This is a genomic window from Ktedonobacter robiniae, assembly GCF_016587375.1.
GTDB classification, from domain to species: Bacteria; Chloroflexota; Ktedonobacteria; order Ktedonobacterales; family Ktedonobacteraceae; genus Ktedonobacter; species Ktedonobacter robiniae.
This window is the reverse complement of record NZ_BNJG01000001.1, coordinates 667008-683470: the sequence shown is the minus strand read 5'-3', so window position 1 is coordinate 683470 and position 16463 is coordinate 667008. Positions and strand designations below refer to the sequence as shown.

Here is a 16463-nt window from a genome sequence, read left to right as displayed (position 1 = left end):
GTTATTTCTTCCGCATCAGGACAAAATCGATCAGCTCATCAAGCACATCGCGGTCGGGCGAGGCCGGGAAGTGATAGAGAGCCTCGCGCGCCTTGTTGGCCTGGGCATGAGCATCCAGCAGCGACAGCTTCACGCCGTTGCCCTGGGTGACCCACTCCACGATCTCGCTGATCTCCTCGTCTTTATGGGTCTTCTCCCCGAGCAGGGTCTTCACTTGCTGGTAATGCCCGTTCTGGGGCGCATCCTGCAAGGCATAGATGAGGGGGAGCGTGACCATGCCCTGGCGCAGGTCATTGCCTACGGGCTTGCCAATCGTTGATTGATCCTGGGTATAGTCAAGGATATCATCAATGATCTGGAAGGCGGTACCCAGGTGCATGCCATAGGCGTGCAGTAGCTCGATCTCTTCTGGGGTCGCGCCACTGATGATCGCGCCACCCTTGCTACAGGCGGCCATCAGGCAGGCGGTCTTGCTCTTGGTTTTCTCATAGTAGGTCTCTTTACTCAGATCGATATTGCCTGCCGTCATCATCTCCAGGATGGTGCCCTCACAGACAGTGGCGACAGTGTCGGAGAAGAGGTGATCGATACGGGGGTCCTCGATGTCGGCGATCAGGCCCGCCGTTTTGGCGAAGTAGTAGTCGCCAAGCAGGATCGCGATCTTATCGCCAAAAAGGGCATTGACGGTGGGGTTGCCGCGCCGGGTGCTTGACTCATCAACGATGTCATCGTGAATGAGCGTAGCTAGATGTGTCATTTCGAAGGCCACACTCAAGAGTAGCAGTTTCTCAAAGCGATAGGTATTGAGTTTGCCAGCCAGCAGGGTGAGCGCGGTACGCAGTCGCTTGCCTGGCGCGCCCAGGGCATGCATCGAGGCCGAGTTGAGGATCGTCAGCCCTGAGGTTGCTCGCTCTTGAAACGTCTTATCGACCGTGTCGAGATCAGCCTGGATACCGGCAAAGAGTCGGCTCAAAGTGGCCGTTGTGTTCATGGTAGGATTCTCCATTTCCTCATGGTAGTGCCTCCCGAAAACCTGAGCGCGTGAGCGCTAGCCGCGTGAGCGGCGTTGGTTTTCGCATAAGGAGGTAGTAGCCTTTGGATGTCTGTAGGCACAGTACTAAGGCATCCCCTGACTGTCAGCGCTCTGACAAGGCGAAACAAGCGACTTTATAGGTACGAACGATCATAAAAAAAGAGCCATGTTAAAGTTTAACAAGGTAGTTGCTAATCAGATTATAACGCGCTTTGTCCAAGCTTGTTAAGATATCCCGATTGGTGTCGTGGTGTGGAGGTGCCAGGCGACTGCAGACCGCCTGGCACCTCCACACCACGACACCAATTTATTACACCTCAGCGGTGGTATCGATCTCGACCAGGTCTTCCTGGACATAGCCATTGGTGAAATCGAACTCATCGAGCACATCGAGGGCCGTACGGTACTCGCTCCAGCTTAAGCGCCGATTGAGCACGGGATCGTTGACGGCTTTCCAGGCGGGAAAGTATTGATCCATCAAGCTAATGGGAGTATCTGGCCCCAGTTCCTCGGCGATCCAGCGCAGGACCTCACGTGTACCAGAGATATCCTCAGGCATGACCAGGTGGCGGATAAGCAGCCCACGTCTCCCTATGCCTTCCTCATCGAGCTGTAGGGGACCAACCTGGCGGTACATCTCGCGGAGCGCCGCCTGGTTATAATCCACGTAGCGAGGCATCTTCGAGGTGCGTAACGCGTTTTTGTTGTCTGAGTACTTGGCATCGGGTAAATAGATATCGATGACGCCATCCAGGAGTTTTAATGTCTCCAGGTTTTCATAGCCTGCACAGTTGTATACAATCGGCAGGCGTAGCCCTTTTTCACAGGCAATGACCAGGGCTGCCAGGAATTGTGGTACGAAGTGGGTTGGAGTCACCAGGTCCAGGTTGTGGCAGCGTTTCTTCTGCAAATACATCATCATATCCGCGAGGCGTTCGGGGGTGACACGATGGCCCAGGCCGCCCTGGCTGAGCGAGAAGTTCTGGCAGTAGGTACAGCGAGCCTGGCAGTAGCCAAAGAAGATGGTTCCGGCTCCCCGCGTCCCGCTGATGGGTGGCTCTTCGCGGCGATGGACGTTCCAGGAGGCGACGATGGCCTCGGTCCCCGAGTGGCAGACGCCAGTCTTGCCCGCGATACGGTTGCAGCGGCAGTTCTGTGGGCAGATAGTACAACTGCGTAGGACTTCCCAGGCAGCGGCCGCGCGCTCGGCTAGTTCACCGGTTTCATAGAGTTGAAGGTAACTGGGATAAAGCATCTGGCAACTCCAAGTGCGAGATTGCGAAATGATCGGATATGGTCAAGACGCCTTTAGCGCTAAGAAGAGTGCCCAGCCTTCTCTGCGATGACCGGACACTCTTATGTTAATTGTTCTTGTATGCCTGACCCTCTAGGGCCAGGTCCTGGTCAACGGATATACCTAGTATACCCTATGTGTCGAGCCAGTAGCTTAGTCCTGTGAGGGCCATTTATAGCCGGGATGTGAGGGCTTAGGTCCCCGAGGCGTGCGTGGTTTCTTCTCGCCCTTGGTAGCCTTCTTCGCACGAGGGGTTCTGGCCTTCGCGTCTGATGGCTTGTCTGCATCCTGCTTCCTGGCCACTTTTTTCTTGGCTGGTGTCCCCTCGGCAGGCTCTGCTGGTGTGACGGGCTTGAGTAAGTTATCGGCGTCCTCGTCGATCCCGGTCCAGAACTCGGCGTTGCGACGCTGTACCGGGCGAGGTCCCTTGAGCACGCGTCCATCGGGGAGGCGGGTCACATGGAACTCAGGCTGCTGAGTCTTCTCGGCCTGGCGAAAGTTACGCGTGCGAGGCGTGCGAGCCTCTTCGTTAAACGACTCGTAGTCGCCCTCGAAGTGACCTGTGTGGGATTGGCGCGGTGCCTGATCCTGCTCAAAACGCCGGGGAGCAGAATTGCGCTCAAAGCGACGAGGAGGCTGGTCCTGCTCGAAGCGACGAGGCGTGGAATCGCGCTCGAAGCGGCGAGGAGGTTGATTCTGCTCGAAGCGACGAGGCGTGGAATCACGCTCGAATCGACGCGGTGCCTGGTCGTGCTCGAAGCGATTGGGTCCTGCACCGTAGGGACGGCGAGGGCCAGTTGAACCCTGGAAGCGACCGCCATGTGGGCGAGTTCCGCCATGGGAGGGGTAACGCTCCTGCCCCGACTCCCATTCAGGCTGTTCATTGCCACGGCGCGCGAAATTCGGCGTATTCGTATTATTGTTGTTGTAGGGACGTCGACGCTCTGGATACTGGGCCTGGTCATGTGATGGAGAGGAGAATCCGGGGCGAGGGCCAGTATGCTGATTGGGGCGATTATAGTTGGGAGCGCCGGTATTGCCGTTGTAATGGTTGGGACGGGAGTGCTGACCATTAGAAGGCGTATTGAATGAGTTGTTGCTGGTTGTGCGTGGGCGGTAGTCTGCGTGATTGCGCTGGGCCCCATTTTGCCAGGCGCGATCAACAATGGAGCGATTGAGGCGTACTTTGCCTGGGCGTTGAGTATTGCCCTGTTGCTGACCATCAGATGTACCAAAAGAGGATGAATCGCGGTACGGTGGGCGCGCGCCATCTCTTCGCTGTGGATTGAAGTTTCTGGTCATAGTTCCTTTCAAAAGTGTCTTCTCTTGTTATGGGGGTATGTAATGTAATTAAGAATGGTGGATAACGGCAAGATCGTTTGTCCCTCCCGTCGGTCATGCCACACCAACCTCGAAAAAATCCTTTGACGCGCATAAAGAGCGTGTAGGGTCCGATGCTTCTATGTAGGGGGGCGCGTCTGCCTATAGTATACCATATTTCTCTTCGGCCGACTATTCAGTAACATAAACACACCCGGAAGCACTATGTATTCCCAGGGACTGCATTATGCTTCTGGCGGTTTTGAGTGGCGCGATCTTCGTTCGTTTCTGTAATATAGAAGATATTGTATTTTAGGAGCGACCGAAGATATGTATGCCGATCCCTCGCAGCAAAACTTTCGCCTGACGCCAGGCTGGAAGCTATTTTTTCTGTTATTTCCAGTGTGTGTATTTGGGATAATCTGCTTGCTTCCCTTGTTGATTATACTCATTACTATTCTGGCGAGTAGGGAAAGTATTTTTTCCCCGCCCAATTCCCTTGTGACTATTTTTCTAGGGGGAATGATTGCTGGTTGTTTGCTTACTTATATGCTTTCATGGTTTGTATGGAGGAGCACGCGCCACGTGGTTACCTCTGATGGCATTCAGTTCCATACCTTTGGTTATAGCATCTATACACCCTGGAGCAATATTGTGTGTATCGCTCCAAGGCCTCTGGGCGCTTATAACCCTCCTTCATTGATTCTGAAGGAGTCAGCGCCCAAGGGAAGAATTGAAGATGGGAGGCAGTGTGGTGTGGCTACGATCAAACTTAGCCGGTGGGCAGGCGAAAGAAATGATTTGCGAGTCTTTGTGCCGCTGATATATACGCTGCCGCGCCGTAACTGGGAGGTGAGCGACTTGGGTATGGCGATCCGCAACTATGTGCCGCAGTTGTTTAATGCAGACCCCGCAGGTTCGCCAGATGAGCAATAGTTGCGCCAAACAATCAGGCGAAAGATGCAGTTGGCGGTTGTTATTAACGTGCTAGCTGGTATTCTGCTGGACGTTTTAGTTATATTCTCCATGATAGTTGTTGGCTCCCCGGCGGAGGTGTTCTGGATCGTGCTGTGTGCCTGTTTCTGGCTGCTTCTGCCTCCTTTGCTAGGGTACCAGATCACGAGGATGCCAAAGGCACAAACTAAGGACACAACCAGGCGTTTCTCTTCATATTTTATGCTCATTCCTTTCGTTGTGATGTTGATTGTCTGTTTACTGAAGCTGGCTTATATTTGGAGCTGGTCTGCCGATCCAGTCAGCACCTTTATTGGCAAGCATGTTCAGACGCTAATGCTTATTAACACTGTTTTGGTTGCAACAGGCTCTTTTACCTTTACCATTTTTGCCAATCGCCTCACCGCCAGAGAGCAGAAGCAACTGGCGGCGCTGGAACAAGCGATGAAGTAGAGGAAATTATTATAGGCGCCACCCCCAAGTAGCCGCGTACGCCAGTAGCGGGCTAGGGGGTAGAGGCCAGGGGGACGGGCGTGAATTGGGTTTGTTGGCTGCCGAACATGGCGAGCGCTTTTGTCTGTGCCTCGTCGGGGAGCAGGGGGCGCAGGGCGAGGGTGTAGTAGAGTCCAGCCTCGCTCATGGTACCGCTATTGCCGTTCAGGCTGGCTTTGAGACTCTGGTATTGTCCGTGGTTGAGCAGGAGGGCGTGGCTGGGGATGGTGAACTTGAGGCAAGGGGTCTCCAGGTTGGGTGTGTTCTCATTGGGAGGAATGCTACCACACTCATAGGTGGCGGCCTGCTCCAGCGTGTAGTCGCTTAGGGGCCAGAAGGGGTAGTCGCGCTGGGGATCGGCGCTGAAGGTCCTGCGCGCCAGGAGGGCGTAGGTCGAGGCCTTGTAGGACTGGCTGCTCGTCGCGTTGACGGTGTTATTGATGGCGGTCAGGGCTTTGCCCAGGCGGGTATACTCGTCAAGCTCCTGGGCTTTGGTTTGGTAGTGGCCAAAGCTCCCATATGCAAACTCTGTCTGCTGGTTGTTGAGCGCGAGTTGCAGGTAGGTGGCGTTGAGGTCCTGAATGTCGATAAACTGCTTCTGGCTGAAATCGGGGAGATCGTAGGTGTTGACGAGTGCGTCGAGGAGCTGTTGCAGGGCGTCGGAGGCGAGCTTGCCTGTGCGCTCAGTTCCCAGGATGTAGGTGCCATCGCCATAGATGCTGAGCACCGGACTGAGCGAGAGCGAGCCTTTGAGTCCTCCGCCATAGAGCGTGCGGATAACCACGTCCTGGGGATCGGCGCTATAGGTGACCTGTTTATTTGCCTTCGCCTGCTGAATTGTCTTGATCTGTTTCTGCTTCGCGGTCCCTGAATCGCAGGCCACCAGGCCGAGTGCGAGGAGCAGGAGGCAGAGGCTGCTCAGCGTGATGAGAGAGCAACGATGGCGTGATTTGGGCAGCGTGGATGTGACCTTGCGGGCAAGCTGACGCATAGGGTGCAATCTCCATAAAATAATTTCAACATGCTCTTTGTATTGTAGCCGAACGCCTGGAAGCTTGTCACTAGTAGAATGGGAATGCGAATGGACAGGGCCAGCGGACCTGTCCATTCGCATTCCCATTCTATACAGGATTATTGGTTGAAGCGGTAGCCGATCATTTTGTAGACGAGCTTGGCGGCCAGGAAGTCGGCGCGGGTCTGCCCATCCATGGGGCAGAGTTCGACGACGTCCATGCCGACGACCGTGCTGCGCTGGCAGATCTCGCGCACGAGGTCGAGGACCTGGTACCAGGAGAGGCCACCCGGCTCGGGCGTGCCAACAGCGGGCATCTCGCTGGGATCGATGGCGTCGAGGTCGATGGTCAGATAGACATGCTTGCCCAGGCGCTCCCAGGGAATCTGTGCGATGCCCCTGGCGATCTGGTAGGCCCAGACCACAGCGACGTTAGGGCCGGACTTGAGGAACTCGGCCTCCTCCGGACTGAAGCTGCGAATGCCGATCTCCAGCAGGGGGATGCCCATATCCACCACGCGGCGCTCGATGCTGGCGTGTGAGAGTGGGGTGCCCTCGTACTCGTCGCGCAAGTCACCGTGGGCGTCGATATGTACCACCGTCAGGTCGGGATACTTCTCCTGAACGGCTGTGATGCAGGGTGCGGAGAGCGAGTGCTCGCCACCCAGGATGAGGGGGAGCTGGCCCTTCTCCAGGGTCTCACGGACGGCCTGCCCGGTTGCCTTGAGGGCCTCGGCGTGGTCCATGCCCCTATAGTCGAGGACGGGGCGGGTATAGACGCCGATCTCGATGGGGCAGCAGTCGAGCTCTTCGTCGTACAGCTCCATCTGGCTGGAGGCATCGAGAATGGCCTGGGGACCATGCTCGGTCCCTTTCATATAACAGACACTATATTCTAGCGGCGCGGGAATAATAGTGACCTGCGCCGTCTCTGGATTGCAGTGGGGGGCATCAGGGGCACCAAACTGGCTAATGGAAGAATATTCCATGTATCTCTATCCTTTTATTTTTTTCTGTAATTCACCAGGTAGTACTCTGTCAATCTTCATTGGAAAGGTTTTAAGCCGCCTACGGCGGGAGGGGATTTAGACGCAGAGGGGCTGACGCCCCTCTGCACTCCCCGCCTTTCCAATCAATGTTGACAGAGCAGTCGAGCCTGGTGAGGACCTTTCTCTGCGCCTACGGCGCTTCGCAGGGGTTAGGGGATGTTGTGAGAGTGGCATTCGCCGCACCCACAACATCCCCTAACCCCTGTGAGCCACCGCCAGGTGGCGAGGAGAGCCGTAGCTCTGATGTAATTATGCTTCATGTAGAGAAAACGGTGACCTTTGAGGCTCACCACAGGCAATAAAAATGAGCGCAGCGTTCTCTATTACGTGCATATGGTAGCAGACGGGCGCTGGTTGTCAAGGGGGAGTGGCATGTAGAGGAGGTAATGAATACTATAGAAGACCTTTGGAGAGAAATTCGATAAATAAAATAGAGAGTAAGAACGCTGTAACTACGATGTAACTGCACCTTACTCTCTATTCTCAGTAGAATTTGAGGCGGCAGAGGAAACCCGAAGGGATACTCTTCGCCTTGCGCTTGTTGCCTTTAGCGCACCTCCGCGGCGGCCTTCTTGGCGCGGCGAGCTTCCATGGCGGCCTCAAGGCGCTTTGGATCTGGCTCGTCGGGGCGTAGGGAACGGGTTGCGCGCACGATGAAATGGGACTCAACGTCGTTGGTTTTGAAAACTTCTTTGGCGAAGGCGATGGCATCTTCCTGGCTGAACTCTTTGCAGGAGCAGATGTCGATGTCTACTTCGCCATACTCGGGCCAGGCATGCAGGCTGATGTGGCTCTGAGCGATGACCACGAAACCAGACATACCAGCATCTAGTGGGTTAGATGTTTCAATATCATACAGGTGAACTGGGCTGACTTTTTCCATGCCTACGCGATCAGGATACTGATCGAGAACGCGACGCAGCAGGGGCTCGCTATTGAGGGTTTCGGGGGCGCAGTTGTAGAGTTCCAACATCAAATGTACAAGCATCGTTTACTTCCTCCGGGTTAAAAGCGTGGCGTGTCCCTCCGAATTATAAGGAGCCACGATTGCCGAGACTTCGGGTGCGCATCGCTTCTTCAAATTTTACGCACGAGTGATATTATATATTAGGTTGTCAAGAAAATGCAAAGAAAATAGGACGAAATTGTATCTAATAACAAGCTTTCTTCCACCTAAACACCAGCAAAGGTCCATCTAAACACCAGTCGCACTCCACCTAAACACCAGTAGAGACCCACCTGGCTGTTTGCTTCCTTGTCTACCTAATTGCCAGGTGGGTCTCCATCTAATGAGAAACCAGACTTGTGATTAGATCGAGTCTATTCTACGGTCGAAACTGCTTATGGGCCTCAAACGCATCTTTGAGTTCTGTTAGCAGTGCTTCGCGTTTTGCGTACAGCTCCTTGCGCGGGCGCGGCTGGGCCTTGCTGACGGCATAGGCGGTGAGCAGGGGGAGTGCGATGGTAGAATCGCCATACACCACAGCGGTATCATTGAGTTGATCAGGCTTAATCTTACCCCAGGAGACAGCCTCAGAGGGGGTCGCGCCCGAGAGACCGCCCCAGTGTGGCGCGTCGGCGGTAATCTGAATAAAGTAGTCGTGACCACCCTTCTGGATGCCCAGGACCTCCCAGAGCTGAGGCTGGGTTTGCAGGTAGAAGTTCTTGGGGCTACCGCCACCCAGGATGATGACGCCGTTCTGGTCGGCATGGTGCACGATGGCGGTCGTCTCGTTGACATCGGCCAGGGGATCGAGGGTGAGCTTGCTGCCCTCCAGGGCGTTACGCGCCACGTTCATACCTATCGAGGAGTCGCCAGGCGAAGAGGTGTAAATCGGCACATTCCAGGCCGCGGCCTGGGCCAGCACCGAGTACTCCGGGTTGACGCCTGCTTTAAGGAGTTGAGTGCCCAGGTGGTGGTGCAGCTCAGAGGTCGCGATGGGGCGATTGGGCAGGCTATTGAGGGCCTCGCGCACAAAGGCGTCGGTATCCAGCAGCACACGATCCTCAAAGAGAATATCGTAAATACGCACGACATGCTCTTCCTGGAGCTTGGTATCGTCGAGACGGAAGTCGCCGCGATGCAGCGAGAGGGCCAGGGCGTGGTGCATATCATGGTAGAGGTTGGCGCCCGTGCTCACGATAAAGTCGATGAAGCCACACTCCATCAGTGTAATCAGGCAGCCACCCAGACCAGCAGGTGTTAGCGCGCCCGCCATGGTCAGGCCCACGGTCGTATTCTGCTCGGGATTGAGCATCTTCTCCACGAAGAGACGCGACGCCTCATGCAGGCGCGCGGAGTTATAGGCCTGGAACTGCTCGTCCATCAACTCGGTGATCGTCATATTGGGCCGGACGCGGTTGGGCAGGATGCGCTGCCCGCTTAAATACTCCTGTTGTGTCGGCTGGTGCTGCTGGTGCTGCTCTTCCTCTGTATGGTGAGAGTCATGATGCGACATCGAAAAAGTCCTTTCCGGGAATGGGAATATAAAACATTGGGAGGCGTGATGCCAATGCCCTATAGGATATGACAGAACAATACTCCTGGCAAGAGGTTATATAATGTGGACTGGTGGGCGCAGCCTGCCCACCGGCCCACATTATTTAATCAATTAACGTATGCGAAAGAAAAGATTATGGGAATACAGAATATGTCAAACCTCTTTCCTGAGCTGAAGAAGCCGTATATTTTTGCGCACCAGGGGGGCGAGCTGCTGGCGCCGACCAATACGCTGGCGGCCTTCGATGTGGCCGATGCCATTGGCTGCGTCGATTTTCTGGATATCGATATCCATATGACCAAGGATGGGCATATCGTTGGCATCCACGATGCAACCGTAGATCGCACCACCAATGGGAGTGGGCGTGTGGACGCCTATACCCTGGCCGAGTTGCAAAAGCTGGACGCGGGCTACCATTTCCGTGACCTGGAGGGGCGCTATAACTATCGCGGCCAGGGGGTCTACATTCCGGCTCTGGAGGAGATCTTCAGCAGGTATGCCGCGAAGTATTACCTGCACTTTGAGGTGAAAGATACCTATCCCAAAGGTGGCCCCTCCCAGATTGAGGAGAAGCTCTGGGCGCTGATCCAAAAGTATGGCATGGAGAGGCGCGTGATCGTCTCTTCCTTTAAGCAGGAGATCGTGACGCGCTTCCAAAAGCTGAGTGGGGGCCAGGTGGCGACCGGCGCGGGCCAGCCTGAGGTGGCCAGCTTTGTCCTCGCCCATAAGGCGCGCCTGCCCTGGTTCTATCGTCGCCAATCGACGTTGCTGGCTATGCCCGATGCCCATAGTAACGTCAATCTGAAAGACTTAGCCCTGATCCGGGGCGCGCACCGCCGGGGCATGGACCTCTACTACTGGACGATTGATGACAAGCCCTTGATGCGCCAACTTATCGAGCTAGGAGCTGACGGCCTCTTCACCAACCGCCCCGACCTGATGCTCGAACTGCTGATCGAGATGGGCCTGAGGTAGATGAATCGGCGTGCCATCAATAATTTTGCTGGTAAATTATGTTCGGACAATTTGCTGCGCTTGGAAGGCTGCCCACGCCGCGAAGCGGCTTCCCAATATGGTAGGGACCCGGTTTACCGCGTCCGAAGGCGATTGATCGCCTGCAGGCGCAGCCCATATGGCTGCATTGTATGATGTCGCATTACATCACATCGGCTCACAAACGGTTTCGGCTGCGCCGACATGCCATTCATGGCATTTGGACGCGGTAAACCGGGTCCCTACCGAATTTATGACGCCTTTCGGGGAGGCTTGTTCGAACAACCTGATAAAATTTTCCAGCAATATCATAAATGCAGGGTCTGTGAGGTCGTAAAAAACGAATCGCGCCATAATGATACGCTACCGTTGCGTTTTGTAATTTGTAATGGTATACTCCCTTTAATAGATACGTTACCGTATCGTATTTGAATTTGTAAAGCGTTAAAAAAGGGAGAGAGGAGAGCGACGTAGATGAATGAAGCTGAACCTGGGCTGGCGGTGCGTAAGGCTGGGCGTCCGCGTAGCGTCCAGTCCCACCAGGCCATTTTGGAGGCAACGCTCGAAATATTCGCCGAGGAGGGCCTTCAGGGCTTGAGTATCGAGGCGATTGCTGAGCGGGCCGGAGTGGGCAAGACCACCATCTACCGTCGCTGGTCCTCAAAAGAGGATGTGATCAAGGAGGCGCTGGACCTGTTTCGCGGCGAGCATCCTCTGCCCGACACAGGGAATATTCGCGATGACCTGCTCTATATTGCGAAGGAAGCACACGAACTTTTTAAGCGCAATGCCTTGATGGGCAAGTTGCTTACCAAATTGATTGCCGAGATCAAGTCAAGACCAGAGATCTACCAGGCCTTTTATGACAAACTGGCGACTCCGCGTTTGCAGCAGTTTCGCCAGGTTGTCGAACGCGCCCAGGAGCGTGGTGAACTGCGCCAGGATATGGATGCGACGTTTATCCTCTATCAGATTGTCATTTCTCTGGCATATGGCAACCTCTTTACCGAACTGCTCTTTCCTAATACACAGACCGTTTTTGAGCCAGAAATGGCTGTAGATGCGCTCCTGAGTGGAATTGGGGCGCGGTCTTCGCAGCCAGGAAAATGAACGAAAGGACATACAACAGGATGAAACAAATATCATTCGCTGATCTCCTGGGACAGGAGACAAAGCGTGACCCGGTCGCCTTTGCTGCGCACTTGCGCGAGCAGGGGCCGCTTCTTCCTCTCATGGCACCCTTTGGTTTTGGTACAGGCGCCTGGATGACAACGACGTACGAGGATGCCGTGGCCGTTCTCAAAGATCCACGCTTCGTCAAAGACACATTGAAATTCGGGCAAGCAGAACATGAGCAGACATCCAGCGATGAGAGAGAGGACATTTTTAAGCGCTTCCTCGCCTTTCGGCGCGATATGCTCACCGTTGATCCACCTGATCATACGCGCCTGCGCGGCCTGGTCTCCAGGGCCTTCACGCCACGCATGATTGAGCAACTGCGCCCACGCATTCAGCAGATCGCGGACGAGCTATTGGAGGCTGTACAGAGGTCAGGAAGAATGGACCTCATTGCCGATTTTGCCTTTCCTCTGCCTATCACGGTCATTTCAGAGATGCTGGGGATTCCTGTCGAGGATCGTTTACAGTTTCGTGCCTGGTCGCAAACGATCATAGCGAACTCCGTGGGATCTCAACCGCAGGAGGCGCTGGCCGCCCTGGAGGCATTTGTCCAATACATCAAGGCCTTCCTGGTAGCTAAGCGCGCTCATCCTGCTGATGACCTGACGAGCGCCTTAGTTGAGGCTGAGGAGGGGGGAGATCGGCTCCACGAGAATGAGCTGATTTCAACAATTTTTCTGCTTATCGTTGCGGGACATGAGACGACGGTGAATCTGATTGGCAATGGTATGCTGGCGTTATTGCTGCATCCAGGGCAGATGGAGTTGCTGCGCCAGAACTCATCTTTGCTACCATCAGCTATTGAGGAACTCTTGCGCTACACGGCTCCGGTGACGCTCTCTACCCCTCGCTGGGCGAGCGAGGATATTGTGATGCATGGCCAGGTCATACGCAAAGGCGAGATGGTGTTTGTCTCTCTGGTGGCCGCTGATATTGATCAGCACCAGTTCACTGATCCACAAGTACTGGATATTACGCGTCGGGAGAACCAACATCTGGCCTTTGGCAAGGGTATTCACTATTGCCTGGGGGCGCCGCTGGCACGCCTGGAGGGGCAGATCGCCATTAGCACCCTACTGCAACGCCTGCCCAATCTGCGCCTGGCCTGCGAGCCTGAACAGCTCATGTGGAATCCCAGCCCCATCTTGCGGGGTCTCACTAGTCTGCCAGTAAATTTCTAAATATGGATTGATTGTGGTGATGTGCTTTGCACATCACCACAATCAATCCATATTTACCCCTTCACGCCGCGAATGAAGCGGACGGTGATGGTGCCCACGATGCAGTAGATGATCGACATACCGAAGATGACCTGGTAACCCAGGACTGGCTGTCCGGCGCGGGCGAAGCTATCCAGCAGGGGGCCGCCCAGGACGGGGGCGATGACCTGTGAGAGCGAGAGCGCGACGTTCCAGACGCCCATGTCGCGGGCATGATTCTTCTTCGATGGCAGGGTGTCCGCGACGAGTGCCCAGTCCACACTTTGGTAGGCACCATAGCCCAGGCCAAAGATGGCCCCGGCGGCGATAACGAGAGGCAGCGATTGGGTAACGACAAAGACCACGCCCACGACCGCCATGAGTGCGCCCGAGATGTAGATCACGCGCTTGCGCCCCAGGTAGTCCGAGATCCAGCCGGCGGCGAAGGCGCTGAGCAGGCTGGTGAGCGAGACGATAATCAAGAAGGTGGTCGTCTGCTGCTCGGGGTGTGGGGCATGGACCACGTCGCGCATGTAGTACTGCAAGAAGGATTGAATGGTGTAGATTCCCAGCATCATGATCAGGCGCGTGGCAAGCACCCAGGCGAAGTCAGGATCGCGGCGCGGTCGAAAGTCGAAGAGGCGCAGGATGCCAACCGTGATGATGACCTCGATAATGACCTGCTCAAAGTTGCTACTGATCTCAAGGCCCGCGATGCGCCAGGCATTCCAGAGGGTCATAAGACCCCAGGCCAGGAGTGCTACCACGAGCGAGGCAGCCAGCGTTCTCACGGCTGGCAGGGTATACCAGGGCCTACGTGCCATGACGGTTGTCGCTTGTCCCGCCTCCGCGCTCCGTGCCGAGACTGGCAGTTCGCGGACGAAGATGAGCGTGATTAGCATAAAAACAAGCAAGACGGCGATGATCAGGCCGTAGGTCAGCCAGAGGCCCTGGGTGTAGCTTGCCAGGGGCAGGGATGAGTTGATGAGGTTACCTGCCACCAGGACGCCCCCAATATTGCCAAAAATGAGCATCAGGCTGATGACGCCCGAAGTAAGGCCTCGCTGTTCAGGAGGCACGATATCTGGCAGCAGGGCGTGAAACGGGGCCTGCGCGGCATTGCTGACCAACTGTGTGAGGGCGTAGGCTATGGCGAGGGTGAGGACATTGGGGGCCGTGGCCATCCAGCCCAGGCAGAACACGCTCGCCAGGGTACCCAGCAGGATATATGGGCGGCGGCGACCCCAGATGGCGAGCCGTCCCTGCGTGCGGTCACTTAACCAGCCAAACAAGGGATTAGAGAAGAGGGAGACGAAGGCCCCTGGGATAAGGACAAAAGCCAGGGCGGTGCCTTTATCAAGGTCACCAACCATTTTAAAGACCTGGCTGGGCAGAATAATCGTGCCGAGCGCGGCCCACTGGAAGTTTAAGGCCAGCGCAAAGACGCTGATGGCTAGAATGCGCGTCCAGCGCAGACGTGGCAGGTGAGATGCTGCTCCATCTTGAGCATCGTCTTCAGCTTGCTGTACGGTCTCCATGCCATGCTCCCCTTTCTAGGATAGCGGTTTAAATTTGATGATTGCAATCATACGTTCGGTCCATATCGCGCAATTATAGTTTCCAGATGCGGGCGTTGCCATAGGCGACCTCGGTGCGGCTTTGAGCGGAGGCAGCATAGAGGCCCAGGTAACCAGCTGTGTAGGTGGTATCGGTCCAGTGGGTAATATACTGCCCATTGACGAAAAATGAGAAATCGCTGCCACGCACGAGAATTGCCAGGACATTCGTTTGATTGAGTCCCTGCTTAATAGTGGAACTGGAACCAGAGATCAGGGTGGAGTTATAGTTTTGGGCGCTTGAGTAGCGCGAGATACGATAGGTGCCATCAACACGGACCACAAAGTGGTATCCCTGTTGGTTGTTATAACCAAAGGATAGCCCGCCGCTATAGCCCTGGATAATGGTGGCCTGGACCTCGAAGGCGAAATCGTGGACAGGGGCGTCGGTGCCTCCTCCACAGGAGTTGCCATAGTCTGCTTCGGTGACACTCACATGATAGGCGTTCGCGAGGAACTTGCAAGTGCCAAAGCTATGTTCCCCTTCATACCAGCGCCCGCCCTGTGAGTTGTCGTGCATGGGATCATTCAGCGTCGGCGGCGTGCGCTTGAGCTGATTATACTGTTCGGGAGGCGAGAGATAGGTGAAGGTTGCTGTCGCGTTGACATTGGCCTGGGCTGTAGTCGTCTGCTGAGTACTGGTGGTCGCGGTACGGGCGGCCATATTTGTCATGGTCGCGGTGGCGTTCGCTTTTTGTATCTGCTGCTTGTGGTTCTGATAGGTAAAGAGGCCGAGCGCGCCAAGGATCAGCAGCAGAGCGCAGGCGACAAGCGCGATGCCGAGAAGCAGGCTGCGCCGGTCGCGGCCCTGGGGTTTAGGCATGTGTGTGGATAGCGGCGCTGGCTGTGTGCTCTTTGCAGGTATCTGGATAGAGGATGAGTGGGATGGGTCGATATTAACTTCGGGAGGCGTAACCGGGGTTGAGGTTGAGCCTGAGAAGGTCGGCATAGGTGGTGCGAGGTCTCGCGGGAGGGTCGAGAGCGAACCCACTGTACCAGAGAGGCTGGCTGCTTCAAGAGCCAGCGCGAAATCTAAGACGCTGGGAAAGCGCTGAGCAGGATCTTTAGCCAGCCCCTGCATGATGACCTGTTCAACCTCCATAGGAATATTTTTGACCCTCTCGCGCAAGGGTGGTGGCGGTGCCATCAGGTGTTGAGCGCATATTTCGTGATACGTGCCGCTGAAGGGGCGCTCGCTCGCCAGCCACTCATAGGCGATAGTTGCCAGGGCATATTGATCGCTGGCGGGACGGGCTGCTCCTTTGATCTGTTCAGGAGCCATGTAGGGGACGGTTCCCGTAGGCTGTTGGGTACTCATTGAGGAGGTTTGATGGGCCATGGCGGCGATACCGAAATCGGAGAGCAGGATCTCGCCCTGGCGTCCAATAAGCATATTCTCTGGTTTGACATCGCGATGAATAAGCTTGTGATTATGGGCGAATTGGAGCGCCTCTGCGGCCTGTTTGACGTAGGCGATAATCTCCGTAAGTGGAAGGTATGAGCCACGGGGATGACGCCTGCGCAGCGTGCCTTCCGGGTAGTAATCCATCACCAGGTAGGCAGTATCCCGCTCGACGGCGTAATCGAGAATGGGGACAATATGGGGATGGCGCAGCATGGAGATCAGCTCCGCCTCCTGGCGGAAATCGGCGATATACTCTTCCGCTATCTGGGAACGTAGTATCTTTATTGCGGCCTGTTTGTTCTGGATCCAGATATGTTGCCCGAGATAGACCTCGGCGAAGCCACCACGACCAAGGAGATGCAGCAAACGATAATTGCCCAACTGCTGGCCTACAAGATTGATCATTTGGAGTCCTC

14 protein-coding genes are annotated in these 16463 nt (G+C 55.5%); 5 read left to right on the top strand and 9 right to left on the bottom strand.

Going from position 1 to position 16463, the window contains the following annotated elements; genetic code table 11:
* Position 1: 1 nt before the first annotated feature.
* From JMJ04_RS02740 to JMJ04_RS02730, 3 genes are all read right to left on the bottom strand, one after another.
* Entirely contained in the window at positions 2-991 is a 990-nt protein-coding gene (locus JMJ04_RS02740; RefSeq protein WP_201369033.1) for a polyprenyl synthetase family protein, read from the bottom strand.
* Positions 992-1343: 352 nt separating this feature from the next.
* The gene (locus tag JMJ04_RS02735) at positions 1344-2288 is read right to left on the bottom strand and encodes a radical SAM protein (protein WP_201369032.1); all 945 of its coding nucleotides are present in this window, start codon (positions 2286-2288) and stop codon (positions 1344-1346) included.
* Positions 2289-2480: 192 nt separating this feature from the next.
* Positions 2481-3629, bottom strand: a complete 1149-nt coding sequence (locus tag JMJ04_RS02730; RefSeq protein ID WP_201369031.1) for a hypothetical protein — start codon at positions 3627-3629, stop codon at positions 2481-2483.
* A 348-nt stretch (positions 3630-3977) separates the two neighbouring features.
* Between JMJ04_RS02730 and JMJ04_RS02725 the strand changes: the two genes are divergently transcribed.
* Together JMJ04_RS02725 and JMJ04_RS02720 are read left to right on the top strand one after the other, a co-directional pair.
* Entirely contained in the window at positions 3978-4583 is a 606-nt protein-coding gene (locus JMJ04_RS02725; RefSeq protein ID WP_201369030.1) for a hypothetical protein, read from the top strand.
* Positions 4584-4607: 24 nt separating this feature from the next.
* Entirely contained in the window at positions 4608-5054 is a 447-nt protein-coding gene (locus tag JMJ04_RS02720; RefSeq protein WP_201369029.1) for a hypothetical protein, read from the top strand.
* Positions 5055-5106: 52 nt separating this feature from the next.
* Here the strand turns inward: JMJ04_RS02720 and JMJ04_RS02715 are convergent, their stop codons facing one another.
* The 4 genes from JMJ04_RS02715 to JMJ04_RS02700 all read right to left on the bottom strand — a co-directional run bounded on the left by JMJ04_RS02715 (position 5107) and on the right by JMJ04_RS02700 (position 9613).
* Complete coding sequence (locus JMJ04_RS02715; protein WP_201369028.1) at positions 5107-6084, bottom strand: hypothetical protein; 978 nt, start codon at positions 6082-6084, stop codon at positions 5107-5109.
* Between the two features lie 140 nt (positions 6085-6224).
* Entirely contained in the window at positions 6225-7094 is an 870-nt protein-coding gene (gene speB, locus JMJ04_RS02710; RefSeq protein ID WP_201369027.1) for an agmatinase, read from the bottom strand.
* Positions 7095-7701: 607 nt separating this feature from the next.
* Positions 7702-8142 carry an S-adenosylmethionine decarboxylase family protein gene (locus JMJ04_RS02705; protein WP_201369026.1) on the bottom strand — a complete coding sequence of 147 codons (441 nt, stop codon included), beginning with the start codon at positions 8140-8142 and terminating at the stop codon, positions 7702-7704.
* A gap of 337 nt (positions 8143-8479) precedes the next feature.
* On the bottom strand, positions 8480-9613 hold the full coding sequence (locus JMJ04_RS02700; protein ID WP_201369025.1) for a homospermidine biosynthesis protein: 1134 nt from the start codon (positions 9611-9613) through the stop codon (positions 8480-8482).
* A gap of 177 nt (positions 9614-9790) precedes the next feature.
* On the opposite strand from JMJ04_RS02700, the gene JMJ04_RS02695 reads away from it, so the two are divergent.
* The 3 genes from JMJ04_RS02695 (at position 9791) to JMJ04_RS02685 (ending at position 13008) form a co-directional block, all read left to right on the top strand.
* Positions 9791-10630 (top strand): glycerophosphodiester phosphodiesterase family protein, encoded by an 840-nt coding sequence (locus JMJ04_RS02695; protein WP_201369024.1) that lies wholly within the window; start codon positions 9791-9793, stop codon positions 10628-10630.
* 492 nt (positions 10631-11122) lie between these two features.
* A complete protein-coding gene (locus tag JMJ04_RS02690) occupies positions 11123-11758 on the top strand; it encodes a TetR/AcrR family transcriptional regulator (RefSeq protein ID WP_201369023.1) in 636 nt (211 codons plus the stop codon).
* Between the two features lie 20 nt (positions 11759-11778).
* On the top strand, positions 11779-13008 hold the full coding sequence (locus tag JMJ04_RS02685) for a cytochrome P450 family protein (RefSeq protein WP_201369022.1): 1230 nt from the start codon (positions 11779-11781) through the stop codon (positions 13006-13008).
* Positions 13009-13061: 53 nt separating this feature from the next.
* On the opposite strand, the gene JMJ04_RS02680 is transcribed toward JMJ04_RS02685, so the two are convergent.
* A complete protein-coding gene (locus tag JMJ04_RS02680; protein WP_201369021.1) occupies positions 13062-14564 on the bottom strand; it encodes an MFS transporter in 1503 nt (500 codons plus the stop codon).
* A 73-nt stretch (positions 14565-14637) separates the two neighbouring features.
* Complete coding sequence (locus JMJ04_RS02675; RefSeq protein ID WP_201369020.1) at positions 14638-16452, bottom strand: serine/threonine protein kinase; 1815 nt, start codon at positions 16450-16452, stop codon at positions 14638-14640.
* Positions 16453-16463 lie beyond the last annotated feature (11 nt).